The 16094-nt window shown below is 31.8% G+C and carries 15 protein-coding genes and 1 pseudogene; 12 read left to right on the forward strand and 4 right to left on the reverse strand.

The window, feature by feature from the left end; all coding sequences use genetic code 11:
* The first annotated feature begins 143 nt into the window (after positions 1-143).
* Complete coding sequence (locus B2Y85_RS03015; RefSeq protein WP_372518997.1) at positions 144-1028, forward strand: SPL family radical SAM protein; 885 nt, start codon at positions 144-146, stop codon at positions 1026-1028.
* 2 nt (positions 1029-1030) lie between these two features.
* Here B2Y85_RS03015 and B2Y85_RS03020 read toward each other — a convergent pair whose 3' ends face one another.
* From B2Y85_RS03020 to serC, 3 genes are all read right to left on the reverse strand, one after another.
* Positions 1031-1543 carry a GNAT family N-acetyltransferase gene (locus B2Y85_RS03020; RefSeq protein WP_372518998.1) on the reverse strand — a complete coding sequence of 171 codons (513 nt, stop codon included), beginning with the start codon at positions 1541-1543 and terminating at the stop codon, positions 1031-1033.
* Between the two features lie 30 nt (positions 1544-1573).
* Positions 1574-2239, reverse strand: coding sequence for an alpha/beta hydrolase (locus B2Y85_RS03025; protein WP_372518999.1), 666 nt, complete (start codon positions 2237-2239; stop codon positions 1574-1576).
* A 213-nt stretch (positions 2240-2452) separates the two neighbouring features.
* Complete coding sequence (serC, locus tag B2Y85_RS03030) at positions 2453-3541, reverse strand: 3-phosphoserine/phosphohydroxythreonine transaminase (protein WP_372519000.1); 1089 nt, start codon at positions 3539-3541, stop codon at positions 2453-2455.
* A 146-nt stretch (positions 3542-3687) separates the two neighbouring features.
* Here serC and B2Y85_RS03035 point away from each other — a divergent pair, with 146 nt between their 5' ends.
* On the forward strand, positions 3688-5229 hold the full coding sequence (locus B2Y85_RS03035) for a hypothetical protein (RefSeq protein ID WP_372519001.1): 1542 nt from the start codon (positions 3688-3690) through the stop codon (positions 5227-5229).
* Between the two features lies 1 nt (position 5230).
* Here B2Y85_RS03035 and B2Y85_RS03040 read toward each other — a convergent pair whose 3' ends face one another.
* The gene (locus B2Y85_RS03040; RefSeq protein WP_372519002.1) at positions 5231-5878 is read right to left on the reverse strand and encodes a CatA-like O-acetyltransferase, family 3; all 648 of its coding nucleotides are present in this window, start codon (positions 5876-5878) and stop codon (positions 5231-5233) included.
* A 192-nt stretch (positions 5879-6070) separates the two neighbouring features.
* Here B2Y85_RS03040 and B2Y85_RS03045 point away from each other — a divergent pair, with 192 nt between their 5' ends.
* From B2Y85_RS03045 to B2Y85_RS03090, 10 genes and pseudogenes are all read left to right on the forward strand, one after another.
* Positions 6071-7654 carry a CTP synthase gene (locus tag B2Y85_RS03045; RefSeq protein WP_372519003.1) on the forward strand — a complete coding sequence of 528 codons (1584 nt, stop codon included), beginning with the start codon at positions 6071-6073 and terminating at the stop codon, positions 7652-7654.
* A gap of 12 nt (positions 7655-7666) precedes the next feature.
* Positions 7667-8419, forward strand: coding sequence for a HesA/MoeB/ThiF family protein (locus B2Y85_RS03050; protein ID WP_372519004.1), 753 nt, complete (start codon positions 7667-7669; stop codon positions 8417-8419).
* Positions 8420-8917: 498 nt separating this feature from the next.
* Positions 8918-9160 (forward strand): annotated as a pseudogene (gene rpmE, locus B2Y85_RS03055) (50S ribosomal protein L31); the annotation flags it as partial.
* Positions 9161-9340: 180 nt separating this feature from the next.
* Positions 9341-10411, forward strand: a complete 1071-nt coding sequence (prfA, locus tag B2Y85_RS03060; RefSeq protein ID WP_372519005.1) for a peptide chain release factor 1 — start codon at positions 9341-9343, stop codon at positions 10409-10411.
* 86 nt (positions 10412-10497) lie between these two features.
* Positions 10498-11349 carry a peptide chain release factor N(5)-glutamine methyltransferase gene (gene prmC, locus B2Y85_RS03065; RefSeq protein WP_372519006.1) on the forward strand — a complete coding sequence of 284 codons (852 nt, stop codon included), beginning with the start codon at positions 10498-10500 and terminating at the stop codon, positions 11347-11349.
* Positions 11342-12595, forward strand: a complete 1254-nt coding sequence (gene murA, locus B2Y85_RS03070) for a UDP-N-acetylglucosamine 1-carboxyvinyltransferase (protein WP_372519007.1) — start codon at positions 11342-11344, stop codon at positions 12593-12595. Before prmC ends, murA begins: the two co-directional genes overlap by 8 nt.
* 29 nt (positions 12596-12624) lie before the next feature.
* Positions 12625-13185 carry a hypothetical protein gene (locus tag B2Y85_RS03075; RefSeq protein WP_372519008.1) on the forward strand — a complete coding sequence of 187 codons (561 nt, stop codon included), beginning with the start codon at positions 12625-12627 and terminating at the stop codon, positions 13183-13185.
* Positions 13186-13254: 69 nt separating this feature from the next.
* Positions 13255-13824, forward strand: coding sequence for an outer membrane beta-barrel protein (locus tag B2Y85_RS03080; protein WP_372519009.1), 570 nt, complete (start codon positions 13255-13257; stop codon positions 13822-13824).
* An 18-nt stretch (positions 13825-13842) separates the two neighbouring features.
* A complete protein-coding gene (gene pgi, locus B2Y85_RS03085; protein WP_372519010.1) occupies positions 13843-15486 on the forward strand; it encodes a glucose-6-phosphate isomerase in 1644 nt (547 codons plus the stop codon).
* 57 nt (positions 15487-15543) lie between these two features.
* Positions 15544-16071, forward strand: a complete 528-nt coding sequence (locus B2Y85_RS03090) for a hypothetical protein (RefSeq protein ID WP_372519011.1) — start codon at positions 15544-15546, stop codon at positions 16069-16071.
* Positions 16072-16094 lie beyond the last annotated feature (23 nt).

Consider the following 16094-nt stretch of genomic DNA (forward strand, 5'->3'; position numbering starts at 1 on the left):
TAAAAAACATTAAAATTTTTCCTTATAAAAGGCAAAAAAGAAAAAAAGGGAAATATTTGGATAGATTCTGAATCGAGTTCAGAATGACAGAACGGAGAGATCTCGCATCAAGTACGGGATGATGACAAAAGAATTGGTAATTTATGACAAAATATATTGAAATAAGTTGTAAAACGGCTTGTAACAGAGTAAACAGCAATTTCTTGCCTTTTAATTGGGATTTGAATATTTACAGAGGTTGCGAACACAAATGCCAATACTGCTTTGCCGTGTATTCTCATAAATATATGGAATCAAAAAACTTCTTTGACGAAATATATGTAAAGAAAAACATTGCGGAATGTTTTGAAAAGCAAATATCTTCAAAAAGATGGAAAAAATCCGTTATAAATATCGGCGGAGTTACGGACAGTTACCAACCTGCGGAAAACAAATATAAAATAATGCCCGAAATTTTAAAGTTATGCATAAAATATAAAATACCGATAAGTGTATCGACAAAATCCAAACTTATATTGAGAGATTTCGATTTGTTCGCCGAACTTGCAACCCTTGTTCCCGTAAATATTACTTGTACTATTACGACGGTAAACGAAAATATACGAAAGCTTATAGAACCTAATGCCGCACCTGCACAAGACAGGTTTAACAATTTAAAAGAATTTTCAAGAACAAATGTTAATACCGGAATATTTATTATGCCGATAATTCCGGAACTTACAGACTCTTATAAAAATTTAAGTATGTTGTATAAAACGGCAAAAGAAAACAATGTAAATTATGCAGTCACAACTATTTTAAATTTAAGGGGAGAAACAAAAATAAATTTTTTAAATTTTGTTAAAAATAAATTACCGCACCTGTATAACAAAATAAAATCCCATTACAAAGGTGCTTATGTAAATTCCACATATAAAAAGCATATATACAACATTTTAAGTACTTTAGAAGAAAAGTATCCGTTACAAGAAAAAGAAATTATTTATCCAAATTACGAAAAGCCCGACGACCAATTGACTTTGTTTTGATATTACGGAAAAGAGATTGTTCCTTTAACATTTTTTAATGTGTTTGGAACAAGTTCTATTGCCAAGACATATTTTGTTTCGATTTTATCTTCACATTTGATTCCGTATTCTATGGCTTGTCTGAACCCGACTCTGTAATAATAGTTTGGATCTCCGACTAAAAATATACAGTTATAACCCAAACCTTTGGCTATTTCAAAACTCTTTTTTATAAGCCGTTCTCCGATTTTTTCGTTTCTGTAACCCAACATCACGCAAACAGGACCTAAAAGTAAAGGTTTTATTTTCGGGTTGGAACAACCTTTTATATTGAACTTCGATAAAATGATGTGTGCTATTAATCTTTTTTGTTCTTCTACAACAAGAGAAAGTTCGGGGATATATTTTTCACCTGCTCTTATTTCATTAACAAAATCCTGCTCTTTGCCGTTTGAAACTCTTGCCGTTTCAAAAGCATCTTTAACCAACTTATAAACTTCTTTAAAATCTTGTTTTGTTTCTTGTCTGATAATCATACCAATAGTTTAGCCGATTTACGGAAAAAATCAATTGAATTGTTCTAACCAATCTAAAATTACGGGAAGATTATGTCCTTTAAAGAAAATATCGTGATGGTTTATACCATCTACAAAAACGACTTGTTTTTCTTTAACCGGAGCTAAATCGAAAAGTCTTTGAGAATGTGAATGATGTATTAACATATCCTTATTTCCGTGTATAAGTAAAATAGGACATTTTATATTTTTAATATATTCGTCCGAAGGATACTTATCTTTTAGCACCAAAAAAGCTAACGGAACGGGATATTCTTTTACTTCCTGATAAAGAGAAGAAAACGGTGCCGTTAAAATAATACCGTCCGGATCTCTGTATTGTGTAAGGCCCATCGCAAAAGCACAGCCGAACGAATATCCGTAAAAAATGATTTTGTCATTATCTGTTTTATTTTTATAATAATCGTAAAAAGCAACGGCATCGGAAAAAATTACATCCTGCGATATTTTACCTTTAGTGTTTCCGAAACCTCTGTATTCCATCATAGCAACGGAATAGCCTTCGGTTGTGAGTTTTGTTATGGCTGGGGCAAATCTTGCCATTAAACCTGTATTACCATGAAAATACAATATTAAAGGTTTATCTTTATCACCTTCAAAATACCAAGTCATTACTTGAGTTCCGTCTTTAGCCGTTACGGGGTTTTCCTCAAACATGTCAAATCCGGCTTCTTGAGGAGTTTTATAATTTGTGTCCGGTCCAAATAAAAAATTAATTTGGAAAAAATATAGTACGCCAAAATAGATAACACAAAATATTGCAATACCTAATAATATCTTTTTTAATTTCTTCATATTCGTATATTTTAATAAAAAAAAGAACCCGGATACAATACCCGAGTTCTTTTTTTTATATTTGTAAGCTGAAAATTACAATGAATTTTTGCTCTCGAAATCTTTCATGAATGCAACTAATTTCTTTACACCTTCTATCGGCATTGCATTATAAATAGAAGCTCTCATACCGCCAACGGTTCTGTGACCTTTAAGACTGATTAAACCTTCTGCTGTTGCTTCTTTTATGAATTTTGCTTCCATTTCTTCGTTACCGATAACGAAAGGAACGTTCATCAATGATCTGTCTTCTTTAACAACAGTTCCTTTGAACAATTTGCTTGAATCCAAGAAATCGTACAATATTTTTGCTTTTGCTTCGTTCATTTCTTTCATTTTTGAAAGACCGCCGAGTTTCTTAATCCATTTAAATACTAATCCGCAAATATAAATTCCGTATGTAGGAGGTGTGTTGTATAATGAGCCGTTATCTGTTTGAATTTTCCAGTTCATCATTGTAGGTGTGCAAGCCAAAGCAGGACCATCACCGATTAAATCTTCTCTTATAATTAAAATTTGTACTCCGGAAGGACCAACATTTTTCTGAACTCCACCGTACATTACACCATATTTTGTAATATCTACAGGTTCCGATAAGAAACAAGATGAAACATCGGAAACTAGCGGTTTACCTTTTGTGTTAGGAAGTTTTTTAAATTTTGTTCCGTAAATTGTGTTGTTTTCGCAGATATAAACATAGTCTGCATTTTCGCTTATAGGTAAATCGGAGCAATCCGGAATATATGAAAATGTTTTGTCTTCCGATGTTGCTATTTTGTTTGCTTTTCCATATTTTTGTGCTTCTTGGAAAGCTTTCTTTGCCCATTGACCTGTTACTATATAATCTGCAACTCCGTTTCTCATTAAGTTCATGGGAACGGATGCGAATTGTAATGAACAACCGCCTTGTGCAAATAATACTTTATAGGTTGAAGGAATATTTAATAACTCTCTTAAATCTGCTTCTGCTTCATCGATAATTGCCTGATATGTTTTTGAACGATGACTCATTTCCATAACAGACATTCCCGAACCTTTATAGTTCAACATTTCGTCAGCTGCTTGTTGCAAAACTTCTACCGGTAATACGGCAGGACCTGCAGAAAAATTGTAAACTCTTTCCATTTTGGTCTAAATCTCCTTATAAATAAATTTACTTATGTAAATTGTTAGGTAAATATTTTATAAAAAATAAAACAAATAATAAAGTGATTTTTTTATAAATTTATTCATTGATAAAATATTAATTTTATGTTAAGATTTCCTTATAAATGAACTTTATAAAATTTTTCTTTAAACAACATTTGATAGTTACATCTCTTTTAGTATCTTTCATTCTATCAAGCATAATATGGCTTTCGATAGGTTGGGTTTCTTATTTCAGCGGAAGGGAACAGGAAATAGCAATAGAAACCGATATTATTTTTGATATCGTAACGGATATTATAAAGCATGACAAAAAATTGTTAAAAGAAAATGTTTTGTCATTAAAAGATACAGACAGTTCCGATTTTGATTTCACAAACAGTTTTTTAACAAACATGAACAGAAACAACATGTTGTTAAACAATCCTTTATCTTTAAACAATTTTATAAACCTGTATTCTTATGATTATGCAAATCAAAGGCTTAAATATTTTCATAACCTGTATACAAAGCACTGGCTTGAAGTAAGAGACAGTAAAAATAATATATTAATACAAACAAAATATAAGTATAACGAAATTGTTCCTTGGGACGACAAATACTATGAAGAAAAAAGAATAAAAAAGATGATATTTATCGAAGACGGTTTTTATACTTATACTTATGTTTATAAGTACAAACCTTTTTGGTATATAGCATTGATAAGGAGCATCTCTTTAAATACAATTCCGGACATTTTCGAAAACAAAGAGTTTTCCTGGAACAAATGGGTTCAGGAAACTTTTTTCAATGTAGGTAAATGGGAACAGGTTTTTAATTTCTGGATAATATTTGCAATATTAATGTTGATTGTTCCTTTTGCATTGAAGAATCTCTATGAGTTATACAATTCATTAAGTATTTTAAGATATAAGAATCTCAGATACACGGTAAAATTAAAAAGAATTACAAAACAATTTAACGAGCAAATGAAAAAAATATCTCAACAGGACAATTTATCCGAAGAAGATATAAAGAAAAAAGAAAAAGAACTTGAAGAAAAGTTTGAAAGACAGATGTTAACATTAAAATTCGAGCATAACAGGCAAATAACGAGTGTTAAATCCGGTTTCAGTAAATATTACGAACATACAGAAAAAGAATTGGAAAGATATAAAACAATAATAAAGCAACAGCTTGATGAAATAAAAGAATTGCAGTACAGTTTACAGGAACATAACATAAACTATGATCCTTACAAATTTACGGATTTTAAATTCAGAGAAAAAGCCGACATCTTAATATTGGGAGGGGAAGGTTCCATTTCATTAAAAGAAGCTTACGGTATATTAAAAGAATTAGGTCTTTCACATAATACCGATATAAAATGGATAGCATACAGAGATATGGACCATTTTGATATTACCGCTTTACAAAACACAAGAAACTATTCGGATATTATTGTGGGAAGTGTTCCTCACAGTATGTTAAATGTTCCGGAACAAAACCTTGTAGTTCATTTGCAGAACAACGCTTCATTGTACCCTAAATTCCAAATTTTGAGAAAACAAGACGACGGTGATTTGTTACAAATAACAAAAACAAACCTTAGAGAAGCATTGAAAAAAAGTAACAAATATAAACAACTTATGGAAATGCAAAAACTAAATCTTTACAACAATCAATAAATTATTTACAAAATTCTTTTATTTCTTTTTCCAATATTCTATATACTTGCGCTAAAAGATATCCGTCGGCAGAGGCATGATTTAATCTAACCGTTAACGGCATAACAAGTTTTCCGTTTTCTTCTCTGTATCTGCCCCAATTAACTATAGGCATAAAATATAAGTAACCGTCGGGAAGCTCTACATTTAAAGAGTCGTAAGAAATCCACGACATATAAGAAGCATCAAACCAGTTCGGATGATTCAACATATCAAGTCCGTATCCGTGAGTTTTCTTTGCTATTTCAATATCTTTGCTTGCATTCTTATAGAATTTCTTATAGTCTTGATCGTAAACCGTATAAACAGGTGTACAGGTTTCGGTATCTTCGTGAAAGATATATTGTGTGGGATTTATTTTATCGTAAACTATTAACTGGTTTGTTTGGTGCAACCAAGCCAATCTGTAATCTTCTCTTGAATTTAAAGTTTTGGATAACAAGTACAAAAAGTTTATATAAAATTTCGTGTTTGTTTTTTTGGAATAATCGTATAAAGTCTGAACATCTATTCTTGCCGTCGTGGAAATGGAACACTTTGTTTGAGCAAAATGTCTGAAAACATCTTTTCTGTAATACTCGTTCATGTTAATTACCTTATAATTAACCATTTTGTTATCCTCTCTTTTTTATTAAATTTGTTTTAATTACACTTATTATATAAAAGTTATTTTTCTTTTGACAACTATAAAAAAAAATAATAATATATCTAAAATTAAATTTTAATGAAGGGGGACTTAAAAGATATTTGTTTTACAATATTCTTTGAGTCCCTTTCTCTCTTATAAGGAGAAAAACATATTATGAAGTATATTTTTATGACGGGCGGAGTAGTAAGTTCTTTAGGTAAAGGTATAACCGGTGCAAGTATAGGAAGGCTTTTACAATTGCACGGATATAAAGTAAATATGATAAAAATGGATCCTTACATAAATGTTGATCCGGGAACGATGAACCCTTTTCAACATGGAGAAGTTTATGTTACAGCAGACGGTGCCGAAGCGGATTTGGATTTAGGGACATATGAAAGATTTTTGGATATAGTAACTAAAAAAGCAAACACAAACACGTCCGGAGATATTTATCAAACCGTTATAAACAAAGAAAGAAGAGGTGAATATAACGGAGGAACAGTTCAAGTAATTCCTCATATTACAAACGAAATAAAGAAAAGATTTGTAGCTTTTGATAAGCAAGTTGATATAACAATAATAGAAATAGGCGGAACGATAGGTGATATAGAAGGTCTTCCTTTTATTGAAGCAACAAGACAGTTTATGTTGGAACAAAAAAGAGAAGATATAATGAGTATTCATTTAACTTTTATTCCTTATATTGAAGGAGCAAAAGAACTTAAAACAAAACCTACTCAACATTCCGTTAACAAATTAAGAGAAGTTGGAATTATTCCCGACATGATTATATGCAGAACACAATATCCTATAAACGATTCTATGAAAGGTAAAATTTCATTGTTCTGTAATGTTCCCAAAGAAGCTGTTGTAGAAGCAAGGACATGTTCTTCGATTTACCATGTTCCCGAATCTTTACACGAGCAGGGAGTGGATGCTTTTATTTTAAAAAGACTTAATTTAAAAAGCAAAATAAAATTCAGCAACAAATGGTTTAAATATGTTAAACAAGACACAAAACATTATAAGACGGTAAAAATAGGTGTTATCGGTAAATATGCGGATTTAAAAGACGCTTATAAATCTATAGACGAATCTTTAAAGATATCCGCTATGGAAGCAAAAGTTAATTTGGATATTCAATACATTTCTTCCGAAGATAAAAACTTAATTAAAAGATTAAAAACTTTAGACGGAATATTAGTTCCGGGCGGATTCGGTATGAGAGGAATTGAAGGAAAAATCGCAGCAATAAAATTTGCAAGAGAAAACAAAGTTCCGTTCTTCGGTATATGTTTGGGTATGCAATGTTGCGTAATTGAAGCTGCAAGACATTTACTAAAATTCAAAAATGCAAATTCCACGGAAATAGATCCTAAAACGATATACCCCGTAATAGAAATGTTGGACGAACAAAAAGATGTAAAATATTTGGGCGGAACAATGAGATTAGGAAACTATGAATCCGATTTGGTAAAAGGTTCTTTGGCGCACCAACTTTATAAGACGGATAAAATTGTAGAAAGACACAGACACAGATATGAAATGAACCCGAAATATATTGATATGTTTAAAAAAGTAGGTTTTGATGTTTCCGGCTATCATAAAGGAGTATTACCTGAAATAGTCGAAATTAAAAATCATCCTTTTTATATAGCTGTTCAATTCCATCCGGAATTCGGTGCAAGACCTACAAAACCGCATCCTATATTTCAAGGTTTTGTTTTAGCGGCAAAGAAAAAAGCACACAAATAGAAGAAGGGGCAAATGTCTTTATCTAACGAACAACTTGAACGATATTCAAGAAACATCCTGCTAAAAGGTGTCGGAATAAAAGGTCAGGAAAAACTTTTATCTTCCAAAGTTCTTATTATCGGTGCTGGGGGCTTGGGTTCTGCTGCATCAATGTATTTGGCTGCTGCAGGTGTGGGAACTATAGGTATAGCAGATAAAGATAAAGTCGAACTTTCAAATCTTAACAGACAAATTCTTCATAAAACAAATAAACTGGGCGCAGATAAAATAAAGTCCGCACAAGAAACAATAACGAATTTAAATCCTGACGTTAAAGTGAACATTTATAACGAAATATCACCTGACAATATTTCCAAAATTATTTCCGAATATGATTTTGTTATAGATGCAACAGACAACTTTGAAACAAAATTTTTAATAAATGATGCTTGTGTGAAATCTAAAAAGCCGTTTTCTCATGCGGGAATTGTAGGTTTTGAAGGACAACTTATGACTTATGTTCCAAACGAAGGTTGTTGTTACAGATGTGTATTTAAAGAACCTCCGAAAAAAGAATGTGTTTCTTCTTGTTCTACGGATGGTGTATTAGGTGCAGCTGTTGGAACAATAGGCACATTACAAGCAACGGAAGCAATAAAATATATATTAGGTACAGGGGAACTTCTTATCGGTCATTTACTTACTTATAATGCTTTAACTTCGGAATTCAGAAAAATAAAGTTACCGCCTGCAGATAAAGAATGTCCAGCATGTGGAAATAAATAGGTTCTATTACTAAAATTTCTCTTTTCCAAGCAAAAAAAGCCATTCGTTTGAAAAATTTAAAGCCGTGCTCCAACTTGAAAAATCCTAACCACCTAATGTAACGGATTTTTCTTCAATCATGTTCGCACTAAAAAACTTTTTTGATTTATAGTTTTTTTTGCTCTAAATTTTTTAGGAAACACTGAATAAATAACGGTGTGAAAGATTGAGAGAAGATTTTGTCTATAAAGAGGAGGAGTTTTGCAGGAATAGTTGGATAACTATTTCAAGAAAACACGACGAATTTATAGGCAAAATATACCGCAAGATTTTGTGCCGGTATTTATTCAGTGTTTCCCAAACTCATAGACGGCTTTAATCATGCTTGTAAATGAAAATTTTAAAAATCTCATTAATTATAAATTGTAAATTATAAATTGTAGTTCACACTTGACTAAAATTTAATAAAAATGCATAATAAATAGATAAAATTTTACAATTAGAGGAGTATTAAAGAAAATGAAAGAAGGAATTCATCCAAAATATGTAGAATCAACAGTAACATGTGCTTGTGGTTATACATTTAAAACAAGATCAACAAAGCCGGTAATAAAATTGGAAATTTGTTCAAATTGTCATCCTTTCTTTACAGGAAAACAAAAACTTATAGATACAGCCGGAAGAGTTGAAAAGTTCCAAAAGAGATTTGTTGCTACCGAAGGAAAGACTGTTGTAAGAAAGAAAAAAGAGAAAAAGGTTTCTTCACCGAGAAAGACTTCAAAACTTTTAACATCTACACCTAAGAGAGTAAAAAAAGATGTTAAAAAAGATGCAGCAAAGAAAGATGCTAAAAAAGAAAAATAAATAAAATTTTAAATATTGACAGGATTATCATTTTTATAAAACATGAAATCCTGTCATATTTTTTTATAGGTAAAAAATATGTTTAAAGAAAAATTAGAAGAAATTAATTCTAAATTTAAAGAAGTTGAACAAAAGCTCAGTGACAGCAATATAATTGCAGATCAGGAACAATACAGAGCTTTATCAAAAGAACATTCCTATTTATCTCCGATAGTTGAAAAATCGAAAGAATATTTTAAATTGTTAAAAGATATCGACGATCTAAACGAATTAAAAGAATCCGATGATAAAGAAATGAAAGAAATGGCTTTTGCAGAATACGACCAAGCCGTTGCAAACAAAGAAAAGATGGAAACGGAAATAAGACTTATGTTAATTCCGCCGGATCCGCATGAAGATAAAGATATTATCGTTGAAATAAGAGCAGGAACAGGCGGAGAAGAAGCTGCTTTATTTGCCGGAGATTTGTTCAGGGCATATACAAGATTTGCGGAAAGAAACGGTTGGAAACATGAAATAATAGATTCCAATCCTACAGGTCTCGGAGGATACAAAGAAGTTGTATTTTCCATATCCGGAAATAAAGTTTGGAAATATTTCAAATTTGAAAGAGGAACTCACAGAGTACAAAGAGTTCCCGAAACGGAAGCATCAGGCAGAGTTCATACATCCGCAATAACGGTTGCAGTTCTTCCCGAAGCGGAAGAAGTTGATGTTGAAATAAAACCGGAAGATTTAAGAATAGATACATACAGAGCAAGCGGTGCGGGCGGACAGCATGTTAATAAAACCGATTCAGCAATAAGAATAACATATTTGCCTACGGGACTTGTTGTTGCTTGTCAGGATGAAAGAAGCCAAATAAAAAACAAAGCTAAAGCCATGAAAGTTTTAAGAGCAAAATTATATGAACAAAAGATGATAGAACAAGAACAAAAAATGTCCAGCGACAGAAAACAACAAGTCGGTTCGGGAGACAGATCCGAAAAAATAAGAACATATAATTTTCCTCAAAACAGAATAACCGACCATAGAATAGGTTTCAGTGTTTATAATATAACCGAAGTTATGGACGGAGATTTAAACGAACTTATAGAAAAACTTATATCTTGCGAAAACGAAGAAAAGTTGAAATCGGCGAACATTTAATATAATTAGTAATTAGCAATTAACGACAACGGCAGAAACGGCAACAACGGACGACAGAAGATTGGAAGATTAGATAACTTCAAAAAATGTGTCAAACTGAACAAAATATTTTTACAATTTTAAAACAGGCAACGGAATTTTTAACATCACATAATATAACGGAAGCTCAACTTGATGCCGAAGTTTTATTGTGTGGTGTTTTAAAAATAAAAAGAAACAAATTAACAACTATCCGACAAGAAACATTATCTCACGAGCAATATCAACAATATCAAAACTATTTAAACAAAAGAATAACAGGGGAACCGGTAGATTATATTTTGGGTAATTCGGAATTCATGGGACTGACATTTAAAGTTAATCCTGATGTTCTAATTCCGAGACCGGAAACGGAATTAATAGTTGAACAAGCTAACAATTTCATAAAAGGAAACAACTTTAAACAAGTTTTGGATTTATGCACCGGTTCGGGAGCAATAGCCGTTTCCGTAGCAAAATATAACGATAATGTATCTGTTACGGCAAGTGATATAAGCACAAAAGCTTTGCAGGTAGCAAAAGAAAATGCCGTAACAAACAATGTATCAAACAGGATAGAATTTTTAGAAAGTAATATGTTTGATAATATTATTGCTAAAAAATTTGATATAATTATATCTAATCCGCCTTATGTGACCGAAAAAGAATATAAGGGTTTGGAAAAAGAACTTTTTTTTGAACCGAAAAATGCTTTTGTAGCCGGAGAGGACGGATTGGATTTTTACAGAATAATAGCGGAAAATTCTGCTCGATATTTAAATCCGAAAGGGATATTGTTGTTAGAGCTTAACTCAAATATCTCTTTACAGATTGCGGATTTATTTGACAGTTTTCTTTTTATAAAAATAATAAAGGATTATTCCGGTTTAGACAGGATATTAATAGCACAAAATGGATAAAATAGTAATTTACGGCGGTAAAAAATTAAACGGTGAAGTAAAAATTTCCGGAGCAAAGAATTCTGCATTGCCGATACTTTTTGCTACACTTTTAACCGACGATAAATGTAAAATTAAAAATGTTCCTATACTTGCCGATATCAAAACAACGGTAGATTTTTTAAATTTTATAGGTAAAAAGACGGTAAGAAAAGGAAATATTGTTAATTGTGATAAATCTTCAAAATTAAACCATATAGCTCCTTACGATTTGGTAAGAAAAATGAGAGCAAGTGTTTTGGTTATGGGACCGTTACTTGCAAGACTCGGAAAAGTGGATGTTTCTTTGCCCGGCGGATGTTCAATAGGTGCAAGACCTATAGATATTCATTTGGATGCTTTCAAAAAGATGGGAGCAACTATTGAATTAAAAGAAGGTTATATAAAAATATTCAGTAAAGGCAGACTTACTGGAACAGATATAGAATTCAGATTTGCAAGTGTGGGTGCGACGGAAAATGTTTTACTTGCAAGTGTTTTGGCAAAAGGTACAACAAGAATAATAAATGCGGCAAAAGAACCCGAAATTCAAGATTTGGCAGATGTCTTGGTAAAGATGGGGGCAAAAATTTCAGGTGCCGGAACAAGAATAATAACAATAGAAGGTGTTGATAAGTTGCACGGTTTTGAACATGATGTTATTCCCGACAGAATTGAAGCTGCAACTTATATGATTGCCGCATTAATGACTAAAGGTGAAATTAAGTTAACAAAAGTTAATCCGAAACATTTGGAACTTGTAATAGAAAAACTTATTGAAGCGGGTGCCGATATAAAAATAAAAGACGATACTTTAACGGTAAAGTGGAAAAAAGAAATTAAGCCGATTAATATAAAAACGGAAGTTTATCCCGGGTTTCCGACCGATATTCAAGCTCAATGGATGGCACTTATGGCTCTTGCCAAAGGAAATTCCATTATAGAAGAAACGGTTTTTGAAAACAGATTTTTACATGTTTGCGAACTGCAAAGATTGGGAGCAAACTTAAAAATAGAAGGCAGACAAGTTTCTATTCACGGTGTAAAAGAACTTTCGGGAGCACCCGTTATGGTTTCCGACTTAAGAGCGGGAGCTGCCCTTGTTTTGGCAGGTCTTTGTGCTAAAGGGAAAACGGAAATTTCGAGAATTTATCACCTTGACAGAGGATATGAAGCGTTAGAGAAAAAATTCAGAAAACTTGGTGCAAATATAAAAAGAATAAAATAAAAAAAATGATATAAACGGAGGAGAACATTATGTCAGAAGAAGTTAAAGAAACGGAAAACAAAATAAATAATCCTCAAGAAAATATTGTGCAAAATAACGAACAAACAGGAAAATCTGTTCAAGAAAACATTGCAAATGTTGTGGAACAGTATTCCAGTTTTAAAAATCAGGTAAGAGATAGTTCTTTAAAAAGAGATTCCGCAAATAAGAAATTTAAAAAAAATAAAGAGCACGGCTTTTCCGATTTTATCGTTTCCGTTATTACACTTGTTTTCCTTCTTGTTCTTTTGTGCGGAGCAATAGCTTATATTGCAAAACCGGAAATAGATGCCGAATCGGAAAAAATAACAAAACAAATTTCCGATGCGGAAACTACATATTTCGGGACATTCGGCAAATTTCATTATTTAAATAAAGTCGGTTACAGCAATACATTGGGAATAAATTTGGCTAAATCGAAATATTTCACAGCCTTTGAAGTTGTTCCGGATGAGAAAAAAGAAAATTGTGAAATCAGGTTGTATGGTGCAACCGATGCTTTCACCATGGCATACTGTTATGTAAAGAATTTCATAAATAATAATTTTTAGCAATTGGAGTAAACTCAAAATTTTGCTAAAATGAAATATGTCGTTTTTTTATCGCAGGGGGCTTATTACATGAAAAAATATTTAGTTGTTTTATTGTTACTTATTTCAACCGTTTCCGCTTTTGCCGCTGATATAGACATTATTCCCAAACTTTCGCTATGTATACCGGGAACATTCAGAAGCGATTATGAAGTTGATGTTGCGGTTAATATCGGTGTTGAAGGCAAATATTTTTTAAATAATTACTTTGCCGTAGCCTTCGGTGTTGATTGGTTGATAAACAGAAACATCAGCATGGGATTAAAAGCTTCCAGAGAAAATTGGGGAGCAGACCAATATTATACAAACTCAAAATTTACAATGGTACCTGTATATGCAGGTATAATATGGATTCCTTTCGGTAATTTGGGAGAATATAAACCTTACCTTAGAATAGACGGCGGATACAATGTATACTGTGCTATATCAAACGGCAGCGGAACAACTCCCGGTTATTATGTAGGCGGCGGTTTCGGTTTTGAGCTGTATGAAAGATATATTTTCGAATTACATGCTACAAGATATCAAGCAACGGATAACGATACAGATGTAAGCTATAAAGATATTCTTTTTAAATTCGGATATAAATTTACAATTTAGTCGGGGGAGTTCTTAAAAATGCAAGAAAAGTTAACACAATCCAAAGAATGGAAAAATTTGAAAAATTACTATGAACAAGAAATGAAAAATGTTCATATGAGAGATCTTTTTAAAGATAAAGACAGATTTAACAAATACAGTATCAGACTTGACAATATAGGAATATTGTTTGATTATTCAAAAAATATTATTGATGATAAAACAAAACAATTGTTATTGGACTTAGTCACTGCAAGCGATTTAAAATCTTGGACAGAAAAAATATTTTCCGGTGTAAAAATCAACTGGACGGAAAAAAGAGCAGTACTTCATTCCGCATTAAGAAATATGTCGGACAAACCTGTTTATGTTGACGGAAAAGATGTTATGGTTGACATAAAAAAAGTTCTTAACAAAATGAAAGATTTTACCGAACAGTTAAGAAGCGGAAAATGGAAAGGTGCAACAGGAAAAGAAATTAAAGCAGTTATAAATATAGGTATCGGCGGTTCCGATTTAGGACCGAGAATGGTTTGCGAAGCATTAAAATATTATGCGGACGGACCTCAGGTATATTTCGTTTCTAATGTTGACGGAGCGGACATATATGAAGTATTAAAAAAATTAGATCCGGAAACATCGTTATTTATTGTTGCTTCAAAAACATTTACAACCCAGGAAACAATGACAAACGCAAATACCGCAAGAAAATGGTTGGTTGAAAAACTCGGTGAAAGTGCAATCAAAAACCATTTTGTTGCTTTATCTACAAATAAAGAAAAAGTTGCGGAATTCGGTATAGATACAAATAATATGTTTGAATTTTGGAACTTTGTAGGCGGAAGATATTCTTTATGGTCTGCAATAGGTTTACCTATAGCATGTTCCGTAGGTTTTGATAAGTTTAAAGAATTGTTGGAAGGTGCTTATGAAATGGACCAACATTTTATAAATGCTCCGATAGAACAAAATATTCCCGTAATAATGGCGGTTCTTGGTGTTTGGTACAACAATTTCTTTAATGCTCAAAGTTATACTGTTTTACCTTACAGCCAATATTTACACAGATTTACGGCATTCTTACAACAATCGGATATGGAAAGTAACGGCAAAACAATAAACAGAAACGGTGAAAAAGTTGACTATCAAACAGGACAGGTATTATGGGGAGAACCCGGAACAAACGGACAACATTCTTTCTATCAGTTAATTCATCAGGGAACAAAATTGATTCCTTCGGATTTTATAGGTATAGTTAACCCGCCCGAAAGAATAGGTGATCATCACGAAAAATTAATGTCTAACTTCTTTGCACAACCCGAAGCATTGGCATTCGGTCTTACAAAAGAACAAGCTATAGATGCTTTGGAAAAAAGCGGAGCTTCAAAAGAAGATATAGAAATGTTGGCACCTCATAAAGTTTTTGAAGGTAATAAACCGACAAACAGTATTTTGCTGGATGAACTTACACCTAAAACTTTAGGCGCATTAATTGCAATGTATGAACATAAAATATTTGTTCAAGGAATAATTTGGCAAGTTAACAGCTACGATCAATGGGGTGTTGAACTCGGTAAAAAATTAGCTAATGTTATTTTACCCGAATTAAAAGGTGAAAAAACAAACGAACATAATTGTTCTACGGCTTCATTGATAAAGCATTACATTAAATTTAAGAAGTAATTTGTTAAATTATAAATATTGAAAAAATGTATTTTATGGATTATACTATTTTAAGGTATGTATAACAACAATCTGTTTGTATCATTTTTCAATAAATGCCTTGCTTTATTGGTAATATTTTCTTTGTTATCAATATCTTTTTCTTTTAATATCGATGAAACTGTTAAACAAGAGTTCGGTGTGTTGTATAAATCGACTTCAATTTCGGAATATTATAATTCCATAACGAATTTTTCTTACGGCATAATAAATAAAATTTTGGAATCTACAAACATTAATTTAGTGTCGACAACTTCTCAAAAAAATGAAGCCGAAAACAAAGATAAAAAAAGCAGCGGTCAAAAAGATTTATATTTCGTGAAAACAACAACAGAAAACGATTTAAAATTATCAAAAAATTTTGATAATTGCGGTTTTTCATTGTTAAATGAAAAATCTTATTCCACACCTTTGTTGAATAAGATTATTTTTAAATTTTATACATTTAAGTTAATGTGTATAACAATACTTTTTTGTTATTTTGCAAGAGATAACATAGAAGATATAAACATTATTAATATAACAGGAAAAGTCCGTCTTGTATAATATTTATGCAAGACGGATTTTTT

Origin of the sequence: Candidatus Ruminimicrobiellum ovillum (assembly GCF_002392975.1) — a bacterium.
GTDB classification, from domain to species: domain Bacteria; phylum Elusimicrobiota; class Endomicrobiia; order Endomicrobiales; family Endomicrobiaceae; genus Ruminimicrobiellum; species Ruminimicrobiellum ovillum.